This is a genomic window from Paractinoplanes globisporus DSM 43857, from assembly GCF_000379645.1.
GTDB classification, from domain to species: Bacteria; Actinomycetota; Actinomycetes; order Mycobacteriales; family Micromonosporaceae; genus Actinoplanes; species Actinoplanes globisporus.
Genome location: NZ_KB903302.1, coordinates 36,892 through 57,611, shown reverse-complemented (window position 1 = coordinate 57,611; position 20,720 = coordinate 36,892). Strand labels below are relative to the sequence as shown.

General features: G+C 68.2%; 19 protein-coding genes. 4 read left to right on the top strand and 15 right to left on the bottom strand.

From position 1 onward, the window contains the following. Positions 1–72 precede the first annotated feature (72 nt). Positions 73–477 (bottom strand): RDD family protein, encoded by a 405-nt coding sequence (locus A3CQ_RS0116570; protein ID WP_020512061.1) that lies wholly within the window; start codon positions 475–477, stop codon positions 73–75. A gap of 218 nt (positions 478–695) precedes the next feature. On the opposite strand from A3CQ_RS0116570, the gene glnA reads away from it, so the two are divergent. Further along, complete coding sequence (glnA, locus tag A3CQ_RS0116565) at positions 696–2,120, top strand: type I glutamate--ammonia ligase (RefSeq protein ID WP_026205768.1); 1,425 nt, start codon at positions 696–698, stop codon at positions 2,118–2,120. An 81-nt stretch (positions 2,121–2,201) separates the two neighbouring features. On the opposite strand, the gene A3CQ_RS0116560 is transcribed toward glnA, so the two are convergent. From A3CQ_RS0116560 to A3CQ_RS0116500, 13 genes are all read right to left on the bottom strand, one after another. Then, a complete protein-coding gene (locus tag A3CQ_RS0116560; RefSeq protein WP_020512059.1) occupies positions 2,202–3,404 on the bottom strand; it encodes a tyrosine-type recombinase/integrase in 1,203 nt (400 codons plus the stop codon). Then, complete coding sequence (locus tag A3CQ_RS0116555; protein WP_020512058.1) at positions 3,404–3,589, bottom strand: helix-turn-helix domain-containing protein; 186 nt, start codon at positions 3,587–3,589, stop codon at positions 3,404–3,406. Before A3CQ_RS0116555 ends, A3CQ_RS0116560 begins: the two co-directional genes overlap by 1 nt. A gap of 335 nt (positions 3,590–3,924) precedes the next feature. Continuing rightward, entirely contained in the window at positions 3,925–5,583 is a 1,659-nt protein-coding gene (locus A3CQ_RS0116550) for a replication initiator (protein WP_157295976.1), read from the bottom strand. Further along, the gene (locus A3CQ_RS0116545; RefSeq protein WP_020512056.1) at positions 5,580–5,900 is read right to left on the bottom strand and encodes a DUF4031 domain-containing protein; all 321 of its coding nucleotides are present in this window, start codon (positions 5,898–5,900) and stop codon (positions 5,580–5,582) included. Before A3CQ_RS0116545 ends, A3CQ_RS0116550 begins: the two co-directional genes overlap by 4 nt. A 95-nt stretch (positions 5,901–5,995) precedes the next feature. Beyond that, the gene (locus A3CQ_RS60160) at positions 5,996–7,006 is read right to left on the bottom strand and encodes a hypothetical protein (protein WP_026205767.1); all 1,011 of its coding nucleotides are present in this window, start codon (positions 7,004–7,006) and stop codon (positions 5,996–5,998) included. Beyond that, positions 7,003–7,305: a hypothetical protein gene (locus A3CQ_RS0116535; RefSeq protein ID WP_020512055.1), complete on the bottom strand. Its 303-nt coding sequence runs from the start codon at positions 7,303–7,305 to the stop codon at positions 7,003–7,005. The genes A3CQ_RS60160 and A3CQ_RS0116535 overlap by 4 nt, the downstream gene beginning before the upstream one ends. Then, positions 7,302–7,976 (bottom strand): hypothetical protein, encoded by a 675-nt coding sequence (locus tag A3CQ_RS63910; protein WP_020512054.1) that lies wholly within the window; start codon positions 7,974–7,976, stop codon positions 7,302–7,304. The genes A3CQ_RS0116535 and A3CQ_RS63910 overlap by 4 nt, the downstream gene beginning before the upstream one ends. Then, positions 7,973–9,109 carry a DUF6197 family protein gene (locus A3CQ_RS57470; protein WP_020512053.1) on the bottom strand — a complete coding sequence of 379 codons (1,137 nt, stop codon included), beginning with the start codon at positions 9,107–9,109 and terminating at the stop codon, positions 7,973–7,975. Before A3CQ_RS57470 ends, A3CQ_RS63910 begins: the two co-directional genes overlap by 4 nt. 119 nt (positions 9,110–9,228) lie before the next feature. Beyond that, positions 9,229–9,627 carry a hypothetical protein gene (locus A3CQ_RS0116520; RefSeq protein WP_020512052.1) on the bottom strand — a complete coding sequence of 133 codons (399 nt, stop codon included), beginning with the start codon at positions 9,625–9,627 and terminating at the stop codon, positions 9,229–9,231. Between the two features lie 67 nt (positions 9,628–9,694). Further along, positions 9,695–10,573, bottom strand: a complete 879-nt coding sequence (locus A3CQ_RS53125) for an FtsK/SpoIIIE domain-containing protein (RefSeq protein WP_157295974.1) — start codon at positions 10,571–10,573, stop codon at positions 9,695–9,697. Between the two features lie 13 nt (positions 10,574–10,586). Further along, positions 10,587–11,051, bottom strand: a complete 465-nt coding sequence (locus tag A3CQ_RS0116510) for a single-stranded DNA-binding protein (protein WP_020512050.1) — start codon at positions 11,049–11,051, stop codon at positions 10,587–10,589. Between the two features lie 207 nt (positions 11,052–11,258). Continuing rightward, on the bottom strand, positions 11,259–12,134 hold the full coding sequence (locus A3CQ_RS53120; protein WP_157295972.1) for a hypothetical protein: 876 nt from the start codon (positions 12,132–12,134) through the stop codon (positions 11,259–11,261). Positions 12,135–12,233: 99 nt separating this feature from the next. Then, positions 12,234–12,986 carry a GntR family transcriptional regulator gene (locus tag A3CQ_RS0116500; protein WP_020512048.1) on the bottom strand — a complete coding sequence of 251 codons (753 nt, stop codon included), beginning with the start codon at positions 12,984–12,986 and terminating at the stop codon, positions 12,234–12,236. 71 nt (positions 12,987–13,057) lie between these two features. On the opposite strand from A3CQ_RS0116500, the gene A3CQ_RS53115 reads away from it, so the two are divergent. Then, positions 13,058–14,149 (top strand): DUF1152 domain-containing protein, encoded by a 1,092-nt coding sequence (locus tag A3CQ_RS53115; protein WP_020512047.1) that lies wholly within the window; start codon positions 13,058–13,060, stop codon positions 14,147–14,149. A 360-nt stretch (positions 14,150–14,509) separates the two neighbouring features. Continuing rightward, positions 14,510–15,319: a Swt1 family HEPN domain-containing protein gene (locus A3CQ_RS60825; protein WP_157295970.1), complete on the top strand. Its 810-nt coding sequence runs from the start codon at positions 14,510–14,512 to the stop codon at positions 15,317–15,319. A gap of 743 nt (positions 15,320–16,062) precedes the next feature. Here A3CQ_RS60825 and A3CQ_RS63650 read toward each other — a convergent pair. Further along, positions 16,063–16,194: a hypothetical protein gene (locus A3CQ_RS63650; protein WP_020512046.1), complete on the bottom strand. Its 132-nt coding sequence runs from the start codon at positions 16,192–16,194 to the stop codon at positions 16,063–16,065. Positions 16,195–17,315: 1,121 nt separating this feature from the next. Here A3CQ_RS63650 and A3CQ_RS0116485 point away from each other — a divergent pair. Beyond that, positions 17,316–20,684, top strand: coding sequence for an SIR2 family NAD-dependent protein deacylase (locus A3CQ_RS0116485; RefSeq protein WP_020512045.1), 3,369 nt, complete (start codon positions 17,316–17,318; stop codon positions 20,682–20,684). The last annotated feature ends 36 nt before the right edge of the window (positions 20,685–20,720 follow it).

The window sequence follows — 20,720 nt, the reverse complement described above, 5'->3', positions numbered from 1 at the left end:
AGATCAAAACCAGCCAGATTTCGTACGAGGCGAGCGACGCCCGCCGGAAGATCCCCGTCCCTGCCTGCCGGGCTACTTCGGGGCGCTCTGGACCATGACGGAGCCGGCGACCCGGTCGTGCAGTCCCCGACCGTCCCCATCGGAGATCACGGCCGGGATGACCAGGGCCAGCAGAACGGCCCGCAGCGCCGCCCGCGGGAGTCCGAGCGCCCCGCCGTCCGCCATGGAGACGCAGCGGATCCGCACCACCGCCATGCCGAGCGTCTGTCCGAAAAGGCCGACGAAGAACGCGTGGGCCAGCACGAACACAGCGAGCTGCGGCCACGGGTTCCGAGCGAGGCTGTCGACCAGGAAACTGGCGACCAGCGTGGCCGCGGCCCAGTCGATCAGCAGCGCCACGAGCCGCCGCCCGAACGAGGCCACCTGGGTCTGGCTGAGATCGAGGGCGGGCGGCTTCGGGTCCCTGGTGGTGGCCATGATGTCCAGCGTAACCGGGCAGGTTTCGGCGACCGGGCACGCGGGCGGCGGTCACCGCGATAGCCTCGCCTGGGTCGCGGCGTGCCCGCCCACTCCGTAACACGACGGAAACAATAGGGATACGCCTGGGCAACTCCGTACCCATAGCGTCGCGACCAGCCTAGCCACGCGGCGGATCCACGCCGCCCGGTATCGAAATCATGTGCCAGGAGGACGTGTTGTTCGCCAATCCCGAGGAACTCCTGCGATACCTCAAGGACGAGGACGTCAAGTTCGTCGACGTACGCTTCTGCGACCTGCCCGGTGTTATGCAGCACTTCAACACCCCGGTCGAGTCGTTCGACGACAGTGTCATCACCGACGGCCTCGCCTTCGACGGTTCTTCCATCCGAGGGTTCCAGGCCATCCACGAGTCCGACATGATGTTGCTGCCGGACGTCACCACCGCCTTCATCGACCCGTTCCGGGCGCAGAAGACGCTGGCGCTGAACTTCTTCATCCACGACCCGTTCACCCGCGAGGCCTACTCGCGTGACCCGCGGAACGTGGCCAAGAAGGCCGAGACGTACCTGGCCTCCAGCGGCATCGCCGACACCGCGTACTTCGGCGCCGAGGCGGAGTTCTACATCTTCGACTCGATCCGCCACGAGACCGGCCCCAACCAGGCCTTCTACTACATCGACTCGGTCGAGGGCGCCTGGAACTCGGGCCGCGAGGAGGAAGGCGGCAACCGCGGCTACAAGACCGCGTACAAGGGCGGCTACTTCCCGGTGGCCCCGCTCGACCACTACTCCGACCTGCGCGACTCCATGGTCCGCCGGCTGATCGACGCCGGCTTCACGGTCGAGCGCTCGCACCACGAGGTCGGCACCGCGGGCCAGGCCGAGATCAACTACAAGTTCTCGACGCTGCTGCACGCCGGCGACCAGATGCAGCTGTTCAAGTACATCATCAAGAACACCGCCTGGGAGCACGGCAAGACCGCGACCTTCATGCCCAAGCCGCTCTTCGGCGACAACGGCTCCGGCATGCACACCCACCAGAGCCTCTGGCTGGGCGGCGAGCCGCTGTTCTACGACGAAACCGGCTACGCGGGCCTTTCGGACACGGCCCGCTGGTACATCGGCGGCCTCCTGCACCACGCGCCGAGCCTGCTCGCCTTCACCAACCCGACGGTCAACTCGTACCGCCGTCTGGTCCCCGGCTTCGAGGCCCCGGTCAACCTGGTCTACTCCCAGCGCAACCGCTCCGCCTGCACCCGCATCCCGGTGACGGGAAGCAACCCGAAGGCCAAGCGAGTCGAGTTCCGCGTCCCCGACCCGTCGAGCAACCCCTACCTGTCGTTCGCCGCCCAGATGATGGCCGGCCTCGACGGCATCAAGAACAAGATCGAGCCCCCGGCCCCGATCGACAAGGACCTCTACGACCTCCCGCCCGAGGAGTGGGGCACCGTCAAGCAGGTCCCCGGCTCCCTTGACGCGGTCCTCACCTCCCTCGAGTCCGACCACGAGTTCCTGACCGCAGGCGGCGTCTTCACCGACGACCTCATCTCCACCTGGATCGACTGGAAGCGGGCAAACGAAATCGACCCGGTCCGCCTCCGCCCCACCCCCCACGAGTTCGAGATGTACTACAACGTCTAGGCCTGATCATGGTCACGACCAGCGGTTCCACCTGCTGATCTGATCTTGGGCCCACTTTGGGCCCAGACTCGGGAACGGCGGTCATGCTCGGCTCCCAGCCGGGGTGGCCGCCGTTTCACGTCCCCCAAGCGCCCCGTCGACCAGCGACCGTGTGCGGTCGAGGACGTCGGGCCACTCGTGCACGTACTCGTTGAGTGTCACCGTCGGGGTGGAGTGTCCGAGCGCCAGCTGTACCGTCTTGACGCTCGCCCCGGCATGGATCAGCAGGGTCGCGTAGTAGTGCCGCAGACCGTGGAAACCCCACCGCATCGGCAGCCCGACCTTGGCCCGCACGGGCGTCCATGTGCGCGAGAAGGTCGATGCCAGTACCGGATCTCCGTCCGCGTTTCGGAACACCAGCGCGGCCGGACGGCGGATCGGCCGACGAGGGTCGGTGTCGTCGTCGACCTCCACCGGATCGTGAACGGTCTTCAAGTGCTCCCGGAGCGCCGACGCCACCACCTCGGGCAGCTCTACCGTCCGGACACTGGTCTTCGTCTTGGGCTGCCCGAGGTAAACCGGGCGGCCCTTGTGCGATTTGAGCTGCTGCCGTACGGACAGCTCGGCTCGTTCGAAGTCGATGTCCTCCACCTCCAGGCCGAGCACCTCACCCAGCCGCAGCCCGCATCCAGCGGCCACGTAGACGGCCGCCGACAAACGGCCCGGCAAGAGCTGAGCTAACCGATGCACCTGCGCAGGCGACGGGATGACTCGCTTGCCCCGGTCAATCGCGGGTAGCCGGATGTCGACGCAGGGCGAGCTGGCGATGATCCGGTCCCGCGCGGCCGAGGCGAACATGGCGTTCAGGTAGCCGTACACCACGCGCAGCGTGGTCGGGGCGAGCACGAGGCTCCGGTCCCGCACCCACGCCTGAATCTTGCTTGGGCGGACCTGTCCGACCTGGAGGTGTCCGAGGCCCGGCACGATGTGCAGTCGGATGGCATGCTCGACGCGAATCGCGGTGCTGTCGATATGTAGCTGGCCGATCCGCCACTGTTCGGCGAGGCTGGCAACGGTGATCCGGCCCGCCCGGTCGTCGATGTACTGACCCCGGCTGAGGTCGGCCCGCACGTTCGCGTCAAAGCGCTCTGCGTCGGTCTTCCGGTCGAAGAGTTGCTCTCGGCTCTCGCCCCGATCGTCCACCCAGCGCACACGCCAGCGCCTGCCGCGCCCGTGCCGCTTGGAGGGCAGACGAGTGCCGTCCGGCCCACGTTCCTTGAGGTACCACCGGTCGTCAACGGGCATCAGGAACACCTCCGGACCCAGGCGCGGACCTCGGCGGGGTCGTAGAGCACGTGCCGACCGACCCTGTGCGACGGCGGTCCGACACGGCGGTGCCGCCACTGGTAGAGCGTGCCTTTCGATTTGCGGAGGAAGGCGGCGGCTTCCTCGATCGACCACAGGTTTTCGACCTCGGTTGTGTTGGTCATCCGGGGGGCACCTCCTTCGGAGTGACGGTGACGTAGAAGCGGAGCTCGTGGGCGTAGCTGGCAGGGCGAGTGCTGGTTCGGCAGACTGCCCGATCGCCGAAGTTTTCGGTGAGGTACTGGAGTAGTTGGGGCTTCTGTGCGGTCACGACATCGGCAGGGCCGATGATCCGGACCGCGAGCAGAGGCCTCGGTCGGGTAGGCATAGCGTTCGGGTCCTTCCAGGAATCGGGTTGAGAGGCACGTAGGCGGAGCAGAATGGGCCGAGGGTGCTTGCACCTAGCGCTGTGGAGTTGTCAAAGAACGCCGTCAAGGCGGGCCTGACGGTGGATCGCGGGTCAGGCCGCCGTGGTGGTGAGATACTCGCGGGCGGCCTGTTGGTGCTCCCGGGCCATCGCGGCGGAGGTGTTGGCGAGCATCGCGTCAGCGTTGGTGCGCCAGCCGGAGCCGACGAACTGCAGGAAGTTGACGATCAGCGTCGTGGGTTCCTGCGCTGTCCCGGTCGCCTCGGGGCCGGCCGATTGGTGGCGGCGGAAGACGACACGGTTGTCCCGGAGCATGGTGAAGGTGATCGAGTAGCGGCGGGACTTGGTCAGGAAGTGGCCGCCGAAGCCGAGCATGTGCGCCCACCGGCGTAGTCGCTCGAACCGTCCGGGATCGGCCTTGACGACGGCCGCGCGTCGCTCGACGCAGGCCGGGCAGGTGTCGTGGTGGGGGCACAGGGCGGCCGGGCACCGCCAGGTGGCGTCGGCGAGTTGCCAGCAGGCGTCGACAAGCCGTTCGGTGTGGCTACCCGCCGGATCGGCGTACACGTCGATGGTGTCCTTGGTCAGCCGGGCCGAGGTGTGGCCGGTGACCTCGGTCGACTTGGTGGCGTACTTCGCCAGGTACGCGGCTATCTGGCCGTCGGTGACGTCCCCTTCAGCGGCCACGGTGATCACCTTGGTCAGGATCTGGTCACCCCAGCCGATGTACCAGCCGCCCGGCCGGGCCGGATGAGCGGCGGTGACGAACCCGGTCGTGGCGGTGGCGTGGTCGATAGCGGCGACCAGGTCGTGCGCGTCGATCCCCGCCGGGGGCGGGACGATCGCCGTAGGGTCGGCCGGGTCGACGCCGTCGAGGCGGATGATCGCGTGCAGGTGCACCGCTCCCCGGCGTTGCATCTCGGCAGCACAGCCGAACTGCATACGGACCGGGGGCCGCTTCACGATCCGGCCGTCAGCGGAAATCGTTGGCACGTACGGGATTCCGCGTTCGCGACAGAGCCGCCACATGTACCGGTTGACCGCGATCGTGGTCCGCCGCCACAGCTCCTTGGCGTTCAGGTTCCACACCGCCTGGGTGCCGTACGGGTAGCAGTCCATGCACAGGGGCGCACCGAGCCGGGGATCGTCGGCGGCGTGGCGTGCGAAGCAGACCAGCCGGACCCCGTGCGAGCAGACCGCGATCCTCCGGCGGGCATGGCAGGGTTCGGGGCGGCAGTCGCAGTCCCGGCGCCGGGCACAGGTGTGCCGCTCAACCCGGCGGGTGTGGACCTCACCGAACGAGGGGGCCGTCAAGGTCGGGAAAACCGCCGGGTGCTGCGCAACCTCGTCCGGCACGCCCTTGCCACCGACCAGCCCGGCCCGCACGATCTGGTAGGCGTCGCGCTGGTAGAGCTTCGAGCACGACGGGCACACCGACTCGCGGCGGTTGCCACAAGGTTTGTAGATGACCCCGTCCGGCATGTCCGCGGTGGAGCGTTCGGCCAGTAGTCGGCCGGTGGCGGCTTCGATGGTGGCGATGGTTCCAACCAGCCGAACCGGCCGCGTGCACGCGGACGCGGGCTTGACGTGCGCGAGCCAGGCTTCGTAGTCCGGGCGGGCGGCCCGGGCGACGGCCTGTTGGCGCAGGTCGGTGGAGCGTCGCCACCAGGCCGGGACGGTGGGCGGTTCGGCGCAGGCCGCAGCGCCCGAGCGGGTGGGCTCGGGTGCCACGGGAAGCGTCGATAGGGTCACGCGGGAACCTCGGGGTTGCGGGCGGCTTGGCGGCGGGCGGCCAGGAGCGCGCCGAGGCCGCGCAGGTCGATGTGCTGGGCTCCCAGCTCGATCGCGCGGGTGCGGAGGCGGTCGACGACGTCGTAGTGCCAGTGGACGCAGGTTTCGGGTGTGTCGAGGCCGCTCTTGCATCCGATCTGGAACCACGACCGCTTCAGTCCGAGCTGGGCGGCGAACGCATGGAGCTCTTCTTGGGTGTCGGCGGTCAGGTGAGACCAGCGGCCTCGAATACGCCCGACGGTTGCGGGAATGCGGGCGTTGTCGACGTAGACGGTCACGGTTGGGTTCTCCTTGTTGGAAGCGGGGTCCGGCTGCGCGCCGGGGGCCGTACCCGAAGCGGTTGCTTCGGGTACGACGCTCAACGTGGAGACGGTCACCGGCTGGCCTTCACAGGTGTGCCGTTGACGGCCGGGATTTCTGTGGTGGGGCTGTCCGGATCGAGGTCGAGGACCTTGAGGGCCTGGGCGGCCTGGTCGGAGTTCACCCGCAGGCGGGCGGCGAGTTGTCCTGCGGTGATCGGGGTGCCGTGTTCGGTGCGGTACTGCGTGGCGGTCTCGCGGGCCTTGGCCATCAGGGCCGGGTCGACGGCGTAGGGCAGGGGCAGCTGTGCAGGCTCCGGCTCGGTGACAGGAATGTCGGCGGCGGGAGCGGCCAGCGGTCGTGCCGTGGTCGTCGGCTCGGTCTTGCGGGATGTCGGTCGCGGGTGGCCGGCAGTGGCCGTCCGGGTGGCGGTCGATCGCAGCGGGATCGTCGTCGGGCTTGGGGTGACCCGATCGGCCACGACGGCCGGGGTCGGGACATCGGTACGGGCAGCGGTCACGGGTTCCGGCGTCGCCGGGGCTGTGGTCGGCTGCGGTGCGTCAGCCGCCGTCGGCGGCGTGGTAGGCGTCGGGACGGCGGGCGGGGTCGGGGCCGGGACCTCGGTGAGGTCCGGGACGGCCGGGGTGGGTAGGGACGTGTTGGTGTGCTGGTGTTGGCTGGTGGCGATGATCGCGCCGGTGGCCATCACCATGAGCCCGTCGACTGCGAGCGGGCCGAGGATGCACACGATGGGTTCCTCGCCGTAGTAGGCGAGCAGCCCGGACAGGTGCCGGTAGGACACCAGGGCAGCAACCAGCGCAACCGGGGCGAGGCCACCCCAGCGCAGCAGCTGCCAGCGCCAGCCGTCGGGCCACGCCACGCGGGCAAAGATCTCGACGGCGCCGAACAGGAAGACCGGCCAGACGATCGCGCCGACCACGGCACCCGGCTTGGGTGCCCAGTCGGCCGGGGCTGCGGCCGGGGGTACGTAGGAGTGGGCGATGTTCGCGGCGATCGAGACGAGACCGCCGAGCGCGGCGAACGTGTATGCCCAGCCACGGCCGGAGGCGGTTGCGGTCCTCATGCCGTCACCGTCCAGCCGGACAGCAGGCCTTCCACGACGGTCACGACCGCCGGGAAGGTGAGTTGGCCGGGCACCCGGACGACAACGTCGGTGTTGTCGTCGGTGAACTGGTTCGGGAAGTGGATCTCCACTTCCGGGGTGTCGTAGTGAATGGAGATCGGCCCGGTCGTGACGATCCGGTCGCCGTCGTAGGCGACGGTGTTCTTAGGCCAGACCGCCCGCAGGTACCGGTGGAGCGAGTCAGCGCAGAACCGCCGGTAGGCGGCCAGCCGCGCGTCGTCCAGTGCACGAGAGATCATTGGGCCGGGTCCTTTCCGTTGAGGTCGAACAGGGTCGATCTCGGGTCCGGGCTCGGCAGGACGGACGCCGACTGCCGGACCGCTGCCCGCAAGCGGGCGGTAACGGGTGCGTGCAGATCGGCGTGCTGATCGCCAGACAGGACCGCGAGGGCGGTCTTGTCTTCGTGCCGCCGCCGGTACAGCAGTGGGCGGACGGTGGCGAGGGTGGGGCATTCGGCTACCCGGTCGGGGTAGGCGTAGCCGCAACCCGGGCAGCGGGAGGCTGGCGGGTTACCGGGGTAGTGGTCGGCGTATACCTGCGCGAGGGTCGCCACGGTCACGCCCATGCCGGACTCGAGCAGCCGGCGGTCGAGGGCGTCGCGGGTGGAGGGCTCGCCGAAGCGCTGTTGCGCGCCCTGCTTGGTGATGCCAAGCCGGTCGGCGATCTCCTGCCAGGAATACTTGTAGGGCTTGCCGTGCAGGCCCTGCACCGCGGCCCGGGCCAGGGCGTCCAGCTCGGTGGACAGGCTGACCAGGGCTCGCAGGTTCTCAATGTCACCGTCGGCGACGCGGCGGGCGTAGGCCCGCAGGATGCGCCGCGCGAACGCGTCGAACTGTGTGGTTTCGGTGTGCCGCTTGGCCCGCTTACGGGGTTTTGGCGTCAAGGCGGGCTTGACGGTGTTCTTGCTCATTCGGGCTCACCGTCCTGCCCGTCGCGCCAGGCGGCGGGGTTGGCGGTGTGCTCGAACGTGTCGCAGAGCTCGCAGTACCCGACGAGGTCCTCGCCGGGCTGCCCGTCGGGGTCGGCCCAGATGCCGCTGGGGGTGAGCAGGCGTGCCCGCTCGGCCAGCCACTGGTCCAGCCCGTAGGTGTCGGAGACGATCCGCAGGGTGTCGATCAGGTCGTCGGCCGGTCGGCTGGCCGCGTCCCGCAGCACGCGGGTGACGTCCTCGACCCGGCGGCCGGGGGCGTCGTTGAACTCGTACGACTCGGAGCCGTCCTCGGCCAGCAGGTACCGGTCGAGGTGCAGCACGGCCTCTTCGAAGTCGAGGAAGCCCGGGTCGTCGAAGTGCTGCGCCGGTGCCTCGCACGGTCCGCCGTAGCAGACCATCGCGATTGCGCCGACCATGTCGGCCGGGGGTGTGAACACTCCCGTGGTGCCGTCGTAGTAGGCGCCCTGGATCCAGCCGTGCCGTTCCAGGTAACGCGCCGCCGACGACAGCACCCAGGCAGCGTTGCCGGGTGCCGCACCAGCCGGGGCCGGCTCGACGGTTCCGGTTGCGGTCTCGCCCGGGTGCGCCGCGACGAACGCGACGCAGGACGGGCACAGCATTTCCGACCACGAGTACCAGCCCAGCATCGGATCGCCGCAGTTGCGGCACACGTCGGCCCGCTCGGCCTCAGCGCACATGCCGCACAACGGATCGATGGACGGGCCGAAGGTGTAGGTACTCCCGCAGCCCGTGCAACTCTCGTAGCGGCACGGCTCGTCGGCGTCGTGCGGGACGTCGCATCCGTCGTCGACGATGACGTCGGCTGGCTTCGGCTGCGACAACGTTCCCCCGCTGGGCGCGGCGATCACGTACCCGGCTGAGGCGCTTCCCGTCGGGTAGCGGGTCGGCTGAGCCTCGGCGGTGTGCTCGGCCTCGGCCAGTGCCTGGAGGCCGTGCTCAGTGATGTCGAAACGGTCCTCGGCGTCGCCGAAGTAGCCCGCCAGGCGGCGGACCAGCTTGAAGATGCCGCCACGGGTGACCGTGCCGAACAGGGTCGGTTCGGGCGAGGCGGGTTCAGGAGTAGTGCTCTCCTGGTCGTGGGTAGGGTTCATCGTGCCGACTCCTTCCGTCAGGCAGGGGTTTGGTGGGTAGGGCGGCGGCACCAGTTCGCTTTGGTCGGTGGACCTGGTGTCGTCCGCTCGGACCGGGGTCCGTGGGTTGTTGCTGCTGGTCAGTGCATGTGCTGCACGATGGTGACGCAGCGGTGACCGCCGACCGCGAGTCCGCTGACCAGCAGCAGAACCACGGGCATAGCGAGGGCACCGAGGCCGAGCGCGGCCAGGTGCTGCCAGATCAGCCAGCCGCCGATGAAGATCGCGGCCAGGAAGACCAGGCCGACCACCAGGCCGAAACCGGTGTAGAAGCGGCGGAACTTCTTGTCCCGCTCCTTAATCTCGGCCTGCCGGTCCTTCCAGCGCAGGTACAGCTCGGTGTTCTTCTGCTGCTGCTTGATGATCTCGGCCGGGTTCAGCAGCCCGTACCGGGTGAGGTCGGACTGCATGGCCGGGTCGACGTAGTGCACGACCCGCACCGGCTGGATCGGCTGGACGGGGAGATTGCGTCGGGCCATCAGAACGGCCCTCCTTCCACTGTGGATCGGTTGTCCGCCCGGACGTTCCGGGAGGCTTGTTGGGCGCTCACGCCGCTGGCGGGACCGACCGCAGCACACGACTGACGGCCTTCTCGGTCGCGGCGGTGGCGCGCAGGGTGGCCGCGTAGGCGGCGATGGCCGCGCAGGTGCGGTCATCCAGGTAGGCGACTTTGAGTAGTTCCGGGCTGCCGTTCTCGGCGATCAGCAGACCCGCGCCGGGGTTGTTCGGGCTGATCGCGTTCGCCGACCAGCCCTTCGCCACCCAGCCGTGTCCCAGGACGATGTCCGACGAGCTGTCGTTCGTGCACCGTCCCGCGAACCGCCACGCGAACAGGTCGCGTAGATCGGTGTCGATGATTTTCGAGCTGGGCCGCTGGGTGGCAGCGGCAACGATCAGGCCGATCGCTCGGCCCCGGGCGACCAGATCGCGCAGCAGCAGGTTGAACTCTTCCTTCTGCTGCTTGGTGCCGACCGTGGCTGAGAAGTAGGCAATCTCGTCGATAGCCAGCAGGATCGCGGTGAACACGTCCCCCGGGATGATCTTCCGGCGTTCGCATTCCTCCAGGTAGTCATACCGGCGGTCCATCAGGATCTGCAGCCGCTTGAGCAGCTTCAACGCCTGCTCGATGTTCGGGCCGACGAAGACATCCGCGCATTTACGCCATTGCCCCAGCTCGACGCGCTTTCCGTCGAGTAGCATCAGCCGGCAATCCAGCGACAAGGCCGCGTGCGCAACGATGCCGTTGAGCAGACCCGACTTACCCGATCCGGGCTCGCCGCCGATCAGGATGTTGCGCTCGATCAGCGGCACCCGCTTCGGTTGACCGAATTCGTCAATCCCGAAGTACACCGGGTCGAAGATGCTCAGCGCCGGGCCGAGCTCCACAACGTCGGAGCCGTTGTCAGCGACCAGGACAGGCGACACGAGTCACGCCCCCTCAGCCCGCCGACGCGGGAGCCGGGGCCGAGGCCGGGGCGATGTCCCACGGGTTGTCAGGCGCGGTGTCCGGGGCGAACCCGTCACCGGCCTTGGTGGCCCGGGACATCCGCTTGACTTTGGCCTCGGCGAACCGCAGCGAGGGGCCGATCTCGTCGACCTCCAGGCCGTACGCGGACCGCTTCTCACCCTCCGAGGTCTCCCACCGCGACAGCCGCAGCCGTCCGGAGACGATGACCCGGGTGCCCTTGGTCAGGGACTCGGCGATGTGCTCGGCCATGTCCCGCCAGGCGGTGCAGTTCAGGAACAGCGGGTCGCCGTCCTTCCACTGCCCCGACTCACGGTCGAGAGTGCGCGGCGTGGACGCGATGGTGAACTTCACCTGGCCCGTGCCGTTGGACAGGAACCGCAGTTCCGGGTCGTTGGTCAGGTTCCCGACGACCGTGATCACAGTTTCTCCAGCCATCTCACTTCTCCTTGTCTGTGATGGCTCCGTTCGGGCGGAACGCCGTCTGGCGCGCCCGGTGCAGGCACATCCACAGCCGATCCAGGTCGGCGATCCAGATGTGCAGGGCAGAATCCGTGCAGACACGGACCTCGCCCCAACCCAGGTATCCGGTCGGACCGACCCAGATATCAGGTTGTCCAGTGGTTCCGGACCCGTTCGCCGAACTCATCGACGACCGCCGCGCGGCGGTTCGGGTGCCGGGTCTTCGATGTCGGCCAGCTCCAGGCCGACCGGCGGCACGGCCGGTGACACCGGCACGTTCGACTCCGCCTCCTTGTTGTTGCGCAGGCTCGGGATCAGCAGCGCCAGCGGCGACTCCACCCGACCGGTCAGAGGGTCACGGCGGGCGATGTCGACGCGCAGCAGCGCGGCGTACCGCTCCGACGCGCCGGTGAGCCGGACCTGCTTTGCGATACACGCCACCGCGATCCCGGGAGCCTTGCCGTCCAGGTCCTCCAGCGCGAAGCCGGTTCGCAGCCACAGCCACACCCGCTCACCGGCGAGCGTCGGACGCGCCCACAACACCAGCGGCAACGCCACCGGACGCGACCCGGTCGTGCGCACCTGCGAGCGGACCAGCGTCGCGAAACACAGCCGCAGCCGGTGACGAACCACCAGACACCACGACCACGCCCACACGCACCGGCGCGAACGACCCGGCACGAACACGCCAGCAGCCGCCACGAGCAGGACCGCCAGGGCGATCCACCACACCGTCAGGTGCGCCAGTACAACCCAGCCGCCGACCACAAGCACCGCAGCCGTGATCTCGATCGACCACCACCACAGCACCCGCAGCACCGGCCAGACCCGCACCAGCACCCACGCCACCAGCGCGAACGCCACACCAGTCAGCGCGCCCAGCGCCACCGCCAGCAACAGCCGGCAAAACACGCTCGCCGTCGCCGTCACCAGCGCATCCGACGCCAGACCCACGACGATCGCCGCGAGCCGAGCCCGACGGGCATACCACTGCGACACTGGCGGCTCCACGATCGCCACCGAGCCGATGGGCTGCTTACTGAACAAGCCTTGTTCCATCGATGCACCCCCTTCTCTCGTAACTGGAATATACCACTCAGTGGCAAGTGGCATATGCCAATCTGGAAGCAGGGAGGCCAGTCGTGACGCCGCCGAGCCTCAGGCTTCGATCGGGTACTCCTGTTCGACGCTCCACATGTCCGGCGGGTATACGGACTCGGCGTACTCAATGATCTGATCGTCGGTTCCGAAGACCGAGTGTCGATAGACGAGCACCGCCGCCCCGCTCGCTGGTAACCCAAGGAGGTCGGCCTCGTCCGATGTCGCGAGACGAGCGGCCACCCGGTCCTTTGCGTAGGACGCGATCCGGCCAGTCACAGACTCCACGTATCGCACACTGCCGATTCCGCCCAGCGAGACGGGCTCCAGCAGCCGTGGCGCGTTGTCTGCCAGCGATGCCGGCCACCACGATGTTGCGATCTCAGCCGGGCCGAGATTCACGCGAGATATCAAGCGTCGTCGCGTCATCGCCTCTGCGGGCTGCTCAAGCCCGAGCGCCTCGGCGACGTGGTCGGGAGCGGCCACAATCCCAGTCCTCAGGATCTCCATGGACTCATCTGGCGCGTACTGCGCACCTTGGGCCCGGTACCGGTGGTACCTATGCGCCGCTCGACGGTGGGCCCTGACATCGCGGACGCGGGTACCAGAGCCCTGACGAGACTCGATCAGACCCTCTCGACGTAGAGCCTCTAACGCCTTCGTGGCGGTCGGCCGGGCCACCTTCCAGTCAGCCGCGATCTTCCGTTCGCTGTCCACCTCAGCGCCGGGAGCCAGATCCCCCCTGAGGATTCGGTCTCGAAGATCCGCGGCAATCTGAAGGTACTTGGGAAGGACAACCTTGATTTCGGGCATTCTGCGCAATCTGTGTAGGCGTTTGGCATAGGCCACTGGCCACCTCCACCATATCGCGTACCGTGGGAGGCATGAGTGTCACGCTGCAGGTGGCGGCGGGCGGCGGAGGCGATGCCCTGGCCGCCCTCATGATCGGCAGGACGCTCGACCCCGGCAGCGCACATGACCAGGTCGTAGCTAGCTACTCGTGGGACCGCTACATCATCGACCCCACGCCCGGCCCACGCCGGGTAAGCGACTTCACTGGCCTGGCCCGCCGGGCGGAGCACGTCTGGGAGGTTACTCCGCAGAGCCAGCTACTCACCGGTGGGAGATCCGGCCTAACGATTCTCGCCCAGCAGACGGACGCGCGCTTCTTTCTTCTTGACCCGTTCGATGGGGCGGCCGGGCTACGCAAGCAGATCGAGGCCTTGGCGTGCTACATCTCCGCCGCCTCCGTGGTGCTTACCGACGTTGGCGGCGACATCGCCGCCAAGGGCGACGAGCCCGAACTCTCCAGCCCACTCGCGGATTCCCTCGTGCTATCGGCAGTTGCGGGTTTGCCGGGACAAGCCACGGTCGTCGTCGCCGGCCCAGGCCTGGACGGCGAGCTTCCGCAAACGGTGGTCAGGGCGTACATGGAAGACGCCGGAGCGCGCCATTCTCGAGTCGCGTCCGGCGACGCCAAGAATTTCAGGGCCGCGCTCGACCGCCATCCGTCGGAAGCCACGGCCCTGCTGGCAGCAGCGGCCATCGGAATCGAGGGCGAAGCGGAGATCCGAGACAGCGCCGCGCTCGTTCCGCTCGACGCAGCCAGCGCCGACCTGCTGGTCGCAGACTGTCACCGGGTCAATAGCGTCAGCCGCGTCGCCCAAGCCGTAGCCAGCTCACGCACCTTTGAAGAGGCCGAGCAACTAACCCGCGAGGTGTGCCGCAAGACAGAGCTCGACCACGAGCGGACGAAGGCCGCTGCCCTGCTCCGCACGCCCTACGACAAGCCCGACGTCCACGAAATCCGCAGCCGCATTGCTGCACACAGGACCAAGGCAGCCGCACGCGGTGCCACGCTCATCAGCCTGCGTCGACTTACCGAAATCGGCGGACTCCGCACCTACGACCCCGAGCTAATCCGACGCATCGTGGGATCGCTGGCCTACGACGACGTGCCACTCTGCCGCGTCTGATAGCTGCAACGTCCACCGGTTGCACCCCGGGCACCACAAGCACATGCAGCGGCGGTAGCCAGCCTTCTAGGCGATGACTTCGCCTCCGTCGATCCGCCGCTTGCGAGCCGAACGCGATCGGCCTCAGGACCCCTCGCTTGTAAGTCCTGGGCGGCCCGTCTGGCGCAGTCTGTCTGCGGTTGGATCGGTTGCTGCACTTCGCTGCTGTATAGCAGTCGCGCGCGGGCCTCTGCCAGACTCCCACATTGCCAGGGGGCGCTAACTCAAGGGCCGCTGAGCCGCGTGTTGCCCGCTTGCTCGCCCGTCTAGAGTAGGGTCCAATACTCGTACAGATATCCCAACACGGCGAACGGCACGAACGTGGATATTGGAAACTCAATAAACGTCTTGGAAAATGCACTTCGAGATCTCGCCGAGGCACTGCTGCGCAAGAAGCATGGCGACAAGTGGTCCGAGCACCTCGGAGTATCAGAAGAGCGCCAGGCGGTATGGCAGGAAAGAATGGAGGAGGAGCCCAAAAAGAGGCCGGGTGGGCAGGCAGACAACCGACCACTCTACTACTCGGACTTCTACGACATCCTTCAGATCATCCGAAAGAATTGGGACATCGGCTTCAAGGATTGCTTTAAGGATAGGAAGCGATTCGATACCTACGTTGATCGCCTCGCAGCATTCCGAAATCCCGATGCGCATTCTCGCTCACTTCTGCCATTTGAGGAACACCTTGTCATCGGGATGACAGGAGAGCTGAGACAGGAAATTACGGTCTTCTTATCGGAAGGTTCAGGCGGCACCGAGCGGGAGTACTTCCCTCGAATTGAGGAGGTAATAGATAGTTTTGGAAACCGCGGGAACGATGGCCAACTCGTGCAATCAGGGCTGACTCTGCGCGTAGGTGATTCGGTTCAGTTCTCTGGCCGAGCTTGGGATCCTGATGGCGATGACCTTGCGTGGAAAGTAGTGGTTTACGGTACCCCTGCGAGCCGACATACCCCAACAACGGGAGTCGACAACACTTTTGAGTGGGAATGGCTTGTGACGGCAGAGCATATTCGCGAGAGCTGCTTTTTGGAGTTCTCCGTCATTTCCACCAAGGATTACCATAAGCATGCCGGTCATGACGGCCAAGTTACCTTCGCGTATACCATCCTTCCTCCCTACCGCGCGTAGCTAGAGGAGAAGCAAGCTCACGGAACGTCAGGGCAGCGTAGGCCTGGTGGTCATCGCCCGGGGCTGGGCCGGAGTCTTGTCGGGGGGCGTCAAGTCCTGGTTGACAGCAACGGGTGGTGACGACGAGTCGGTGCCGGGGCGGCGGTGCGCGACCTGATGAGGGCAGGCCACCGGCCTGCCCTTCGACCAACTGCCCGAGGGCCGTAGAGGCTCCGAGGTCAAGGGCGGCCCTTGGGCCGTCGCTTGCGACGCGAAGCGCCCTTGAGCTTGGAGGAGCGGCCCGGCACAATGCGCGCCGCCTGGCCCGGTGTCCGACGGCCGTGGTGCGCGTCGCCAGCTGGCCGCGTCATCTGTTCGCGTCGCCCAGGCCGTGCAGGTTGGCCGCCGAGCAATCCCAACACCCCTGTCCACGCTCTGGCAGTCTTCGGCAGGCCAGCCTACCGCTTTTCCACGCCAGCCGGCGGGCTGCCTGCGTGCACGGGCCAAAGCGACAGCGCCGGCACGGGCATGCGCCCTGACGGCGGCGTGAGCGGCCCGTTTCGGGCCGCCTTGAACTCGTACAGAAAGTTTGAACAACCGGACCAGCCGGTGAGAACTTTCTCTACATCTTCAAGGCGCGGCTACGGGGATCGGCGCTGCCGCCTTCGGCTCCGCGCCGACCCCGGCCGCGCAGATCCGACGATTCCTCCAGACAGGGCGAAGCCCCGACCTTCTTTGTGCCGATGGTCGGGGCTTCGCGCAAATCAGAGGAAGAAGTGCTTGACGGTCTCCCAGATCACCTGAGCCGCGACGCGGAGCGTGAGCTCGCGTGCGAGCTTCTCGGCGCGGGGCAGGTGCTCACGGACCTTCTCCTTGAGCTGGGCACGGCTGAGCATGTCGGCTCCTCAGCGCTTTCGCCTGACGCCCGGCAGGCGAAATCACGCGGGAGGTGACCACGGGGCGTGATCGCCCCAGAGCAGAGCCAATGCAGATCAGCACCGCCAACAAGCCCAGCGAGGCGATCAGGAGTTCCGATTCCCGAATCAGCGCGGCCGACATACAAACACCGTAGACCGTGCCCGCAAGTCGAACTGTTGCTCTAACGGGCAGCGCCTCCGACGGGCAGGTTCTCCGACCCTGCACCGGGGAAGGCCTCCGGCGGCCAGGGCTGCCAGCCCTGGACCTGGACGGCTCAGGGATGCCCGGCGGGGTAACCATCGCACACCGGGAGGCAGCCAGCGCCTGCCTGGTCCAGGTCGTTCGTCCAGTGGGGCGCTCCACCTGGACCAGGCAGGCGCGGCCCGGCGGGGCGGAGCCTGCGCGACGGGATGCCCGCTCAAGTAGGGGACCCCTTCCCTTGGGAAAAATCTGGGAGACGATCTTGCGATGAATCGCCACCACCGCTTGCCCAAGCCGAGGCAGGCTAAGGCCACTACCAGTGCGGATAGCCATACGTTGACGTAGCTCGCCAGACCCGACTTAGTTGACACGTAAGAGGTTGTCGGCTCGGCCATCCGGATCGGCGCACTGCCCAGCCTCCGGCGGCCGGGGCCGGCTGCCCCGGACCCCGCACCCAGGGCATGCCTCCGGCGGGCACTCAGGGAAGAGACTTCCCGGCACGCGCCGGAGGCAATCAGACCGCGCGCCCGGGGGCAAGCGGTGGAGCGTGCTTGCCCCCGACCACCCGGCCCGATTGGGCTGCGCCCGCGCGACGGGAAGCCTCTTGGGCCCCTGATTTGGGTAAAGATCATCCGGCCCAGACTTGGCCCAACCCAGCCCGGAAGACAGTGTGAAACGACGGCAATCAATAGCAACCGTCGCCGCAGGCCAACCGCCATTTGCAGCGTGTATGCCCAGGTGACCGCTACCCCGCGTTTGGTTCGAGATGTACTACAACGTCTGATACCAGACCTAAGAACGGCGGCCACCCAAGGCGTGGCCGCCGTTTCGTGTTACCCGGCATGATTCGGCATTCCGTGGGATGCACTCCGCCTGATCACCCTGGCAGGGTGAGTCCATGTCAGACGCCGCCCCCGCCTACCTCGCCGGGCTGGAGCCGGGGCAGGCGGAGATGCTCGCCCAGGTCAACGCGCCCGGGCTGAAGGCGTTGCGCCGCTACCTGGATGCCGGGGAGGCCGTGGCCTTCCTGGGCGCGGGGGCATCGGCGCCGCTGTACCCACTCTGGTCGGCGGCGATCGGTGAGTTGGTGGACGCGGCGGCGCATCGGCTGAGCCCCAGCCAGGCGGCCACCTGCCGGGCGCTCGCGGCGAAGGCGCCCGAGGAAGTGGTGGAGATCCTGCGGCGGCAGCTGGGGCCGCCCAAGTTCCGGGAGGCGTTGCGGGAGGCCTTCCGGGTGCGGCGGGATCCGGTTTCGGGGCGTACGTGGACCGGCGTGCAGGAGTTGGTGTGCCGGTGTGCCTTCAAGGCCGTCGTGACCACCAACTACGACCCGGGGATCGTGGACGCGCGGAACCGGGTGCGGCCCAACGCGGTGGGTACCGGGTTCATGTCGTGGACCGACGAGGACGCGCTGGACCGGTGGCGGACCGGCGAGATCTTCGGCGACGACGAGCTGCCCGTGCTCTTCGCCCACGGCCGGCACAACCAGCCGGAAGCCATGGTGCTGGCCAGCACGGAATACCGCCGGGCCTACGCCGGCAAGCTGTCGCGGGTGCTGTCGGCGATGGTCGACGCCGGGCATCTGGTGTGGATCGGCTTCAGCTTCGCCGACCAGCGCATCGCGACGATCCTGCGCGAGGTCGCGCACGCCTCGGGCACCCAGATCGATCCGGGCGCGGCGCCCCGGCACGTGGCGATCCTGCCCTGGGACCCGGACGAGGACGACAACGACCCGACCATCACGGCCGAGCGGGCCGAGATCGGCTACGGCGCCAACGTCGTGTTCTATCCGGCCCCCAACAACGATCACGCCGCCTTGGCCGCGCTGCTGACCGATCTGGCCGACGCCCGCTTCCCCGCCATCCAGGCGGCTCCGAAAACGCCCCCGCCCCACCCGGCCGCCCCGCGCATGCCCACGACCTGGATTCCTCCGGCGGAACCGGTGCCGCACTTCACCGGCCGCGCCGAGGAGCTCGCCCGGCTGTCCCGGTGGGCCGCCGATCCGGAGGTACGCCTGATCGGCGTCACCGCCTGGGGCGGCGCCGGCAAGACCGCCCTGGTCACCGAGTGGCTCGACCGCCAGGGCGGCGCCGCCGCGCGACCGGAAGTGCGCGGGGTGTTCGGATGGAGCTTCTACGCCAACGCCTCGGCCGAGGAGTGGGCCACCGCTCTGCTCGAGTGGGCAGCGCGCGAGTTCGGCGTGGGCGTTGCCGGTCGAGGCCGGCTCGGCGCCGCAGTGCTGAACTTGCTGGAGGCCGTACCCCTGGTCCTGCTTCTGGATGGTCTTGAGGTGGCGCAGGAGGGACCGGAGGGCGTCGAGTTCGGCCGGCTGCTCGACGGCACCCTGCGCGAGGTGCTAGCCGGCGCCTGCCACCTCACCCACCGGGGCCTCATCGTGCTGACCTCCCGCTTTCCGTTCGCCGACGTCGAGGGCTACGACGGCGGCGCGGCCCGGATGCTGGACGTGCCACCGTTCACCCCGGCCCAAGGCTCCACGCTGCTCGCCGCATCCGGCGGTGGCTGGCTCCCCGAGCCCGAACGACAAGACCTGGTGGCCGAGGTCGATGGCCACGCTCTTGCCGTCGCCGCCCTCGGCGCGGTCCTCGCCGAGCAACCACCGACCGCCGACCTGACCCGCCTCCGCGCGGAACTGGGCTCGGCGACGAACACCAACGCCCGCGTGGCCAAGGTCCTGAACTTCTACGCCACCCGCCTCGCCCAGGCCGACCGCTACCTGGTCGCCGCCGTCGCGCTCTTCGCACATCCGGTCGCCCCGGCGGCGGTGCTGGCCGTGGCCGATCATGAGGCGTTCGACGGATGCCTCAACGGTTGGACAGACCGCCAGGTGGAGTCCGTGGCCCAGCATCGGCTCACCGGCCTGCTGTCCTGGCACCCGGACGGCACGCTATCCGCGCACCCGCTGGTCCGCGACACCTTTCGGCCGCTCGCGCTCGGCGCCGCCGAGGTCGCCGCGGAGGCGACCCTCGTCGGCCTGCCCGCCGGCCCCATCACTAGCCGCGAGGATGGGCTGCGCGTCGTGGAATCCGTCGAGCTGCTGATCGCAGCCGATCAATGGGCTGCCGCTGACGACCTCATACGCAGCCGCGGCCACAACGGCGAGGTGTGGCAGGACCTGCCGGCCGCTCGACTCGGGCAGCGGGCCTCGTTGGCGTTCACGGCCACTTCGGAACGCCGCGACGCCTGCGCCCGCCACCTCGGTGAATACCGGCTCGGCTGTCACCTGACCGAGGTCGGCCTGTACGCGGCTTACAGCGGTGATCTGATAACCGCCGAGGAATACCTGAACGCCGCCATCGAACTCGACGAGGCCACCGACGACTCGCTAAGTCTCGCAGACGACCTGGGTACCGCGGCCGACTGTCTATCCGACCTCGGTCACCTCGACGCGGCGCTGCAGGCGGCCAAGCGGTCCGGCGACGCAGCCGTCCGCGCCGAGCGACGCGACAGGATCAAGGAGGCGGCGGCTTTTCAGGGACGGGTACGGATGTTGGCCGGAGAGACGCACCAGGCCGACGAACTGTTCATGACCGCCGACCGCATCGAATACGGCGACAACCACACGGGCAATCACCTCTATTCGGTTCGGGGGATTCAGTGGGCTGCGTTCCTGGCCCGGACCGGGCGGACCGGGCCGGCGCGGGAGCTGACTGAGCACAACGGCGCAGTCTGCGCCAGGAACAGCTGGAACTCCGATCTAGCCCGTTGCGACTGGCTGCTCGGCTCCCTTGATCTGGAAGTCGGCGACTCCGCCGCTGCCCGAGAGCGGCTGGCCGCGGCCGCGTTCGTCTTCCGGGGCGGCGACTACCTGGTCGACCTGGCCAAGACGCTGCCGGTGCTCGCCGACTGTGCCCGGCTCGACGGCGACCTTGAGGCCGCCGAACGACACGTCCACGAGGCTCTCTCCATCTCCGGGCCCCGCAAGCTCGTCCTGGTTCAGGCCGCGGCGCTGACCGTCCGCGCCCATATCCACGCCGACCGCGCGGCCGCCGGCGACCGTGCTCAACTCGAGTCGGGCCGGGACGCGGCTGACGCCGCTCTTCGCCTCGCCGTGGGGCATCGGCTGGCCTGGCACCAGCTCGACGCCTTGGACGCACACGCGCAGCTGGACACCATCGCCAGTACCGATCGCGGCTGGGCCACCAAGGCAACGGCATTGCGCGCCCGGCTCATCCCGCCCGGCCTTGACCCCGACCCGCTGGGCACCGTCGAACGGCAGGCCGGCGCCGCGGGCGGGGAGGAACCGTAGGCGATTCGGCAATCCGTGGGATGCGGTGGGGTGGAT

Excerpts from the sequence above, each read along its gene's own strand:
- A3CQ_RS53115 (WP_020512047.1), top strand. The coding sequence starts at position 13,058 with ATGAGTGTCACGCTGCAGGTGGCGGCGGGCGGCGGAGGCGATGCCCTG.
- A3CQ_RS0116570 (WP_020512061.1), bottom strand. The coding sequence starts at position 477 with ATGGCCACCACCAGGGACCCGAAGCCGCCCGCCCTCGATCTCAGCCAG.
- A3CQ_RS63910 (WP_020512054.1), bottom strand. The coding sequence starts at position 7,976 with ATGAGCAAGAACACCGTCAAGCCCGCCTTGACGCCAAAACCCCGTAAG.
- A3CQ_RS0116555 (WP_020512058.1), bottom strand. The coding sequence starts at position 3,589 with ATGACCAACACAACCGAGGTCGAAAACCTGTGGTCGATCGAGGAAGCC.
- A3CQ_RS0116500 (WP_020512048.1), bottom strand. The coding sequence starts at position 12,986 with ATGCCCGAAATCAAGGTTGTCCTTCCCAAGTACCTTCAGATTGCCGCG.
- A3CQ_RS0116510 (WP_020512050.1), bottom strand. The coding sequence starts at position 11,051 with ATGGCTGGAGAAACTGTGATCACGGTCGTCGGGAACCTGACCAACGAC.
- A3CQ_RS0116560 (WP_020512059.1), bottom strand. The coding sequence starts at position 3,404 with ATGCCCGTTGACGACCGGTGGTACCTCAAGGAACGTGGGCCGGACGGC.
- A3CQ_RS60160 (WP_026205767.1), bottom strand. The coding sequence starts at position 7,006 with ATGAGGACCGCAACCGCCTCCGGCCGTGGCTGGGCATACACGTTCGCC.
- A3CQ_RS53120 (WP_157295972.1), bottom strand. The coding sequence starts at position 12,134 with ATGGAACAAGGCTTGTTCAGTAAGCAGCCCATCGGCTCGGTGGCGATC.
- A3CQ_RS63650 (WP_020512046.1), bottom strand. The coding sequence starts at position 16,194 with ATGCTCAGCCGTGCCCAGCTCAAGGAGAAGGTCCGTGAGCACCTGCCC.
- A3CQ_RS57470 (WP_020512053.1), bottom strand. The coding sequence starts at position 9,109 with ATGAACCCTACCCACGACCAGGAGAGCACTACTCCTGAACCCGCCTCG.
- A3CQ_RS0116535 (WP_020512055.1), bottom strand. The coding sequence starts at position 7,305 with ATGATCTCTCGTGCACTGGACGACGCGCGGCTGGCCGCCTACCGGCGG.
- A3CQ_RS0116520 (WP_020512052.1), bottom strand. The coding sequence starts at position 9,627 with ATGGCCCGACGCAATCTCCCCGTCCAGCCGATCCAGCCGGTGCGGGTC.
- A3CQ_RS0116485 (WP_020512045.1), top strand. The coding sequence starts at position 17,316 with ATGTCAGACGCCGCCCCCGCCTACCTCGCCGGGCTGGAGCCGGGGCAG.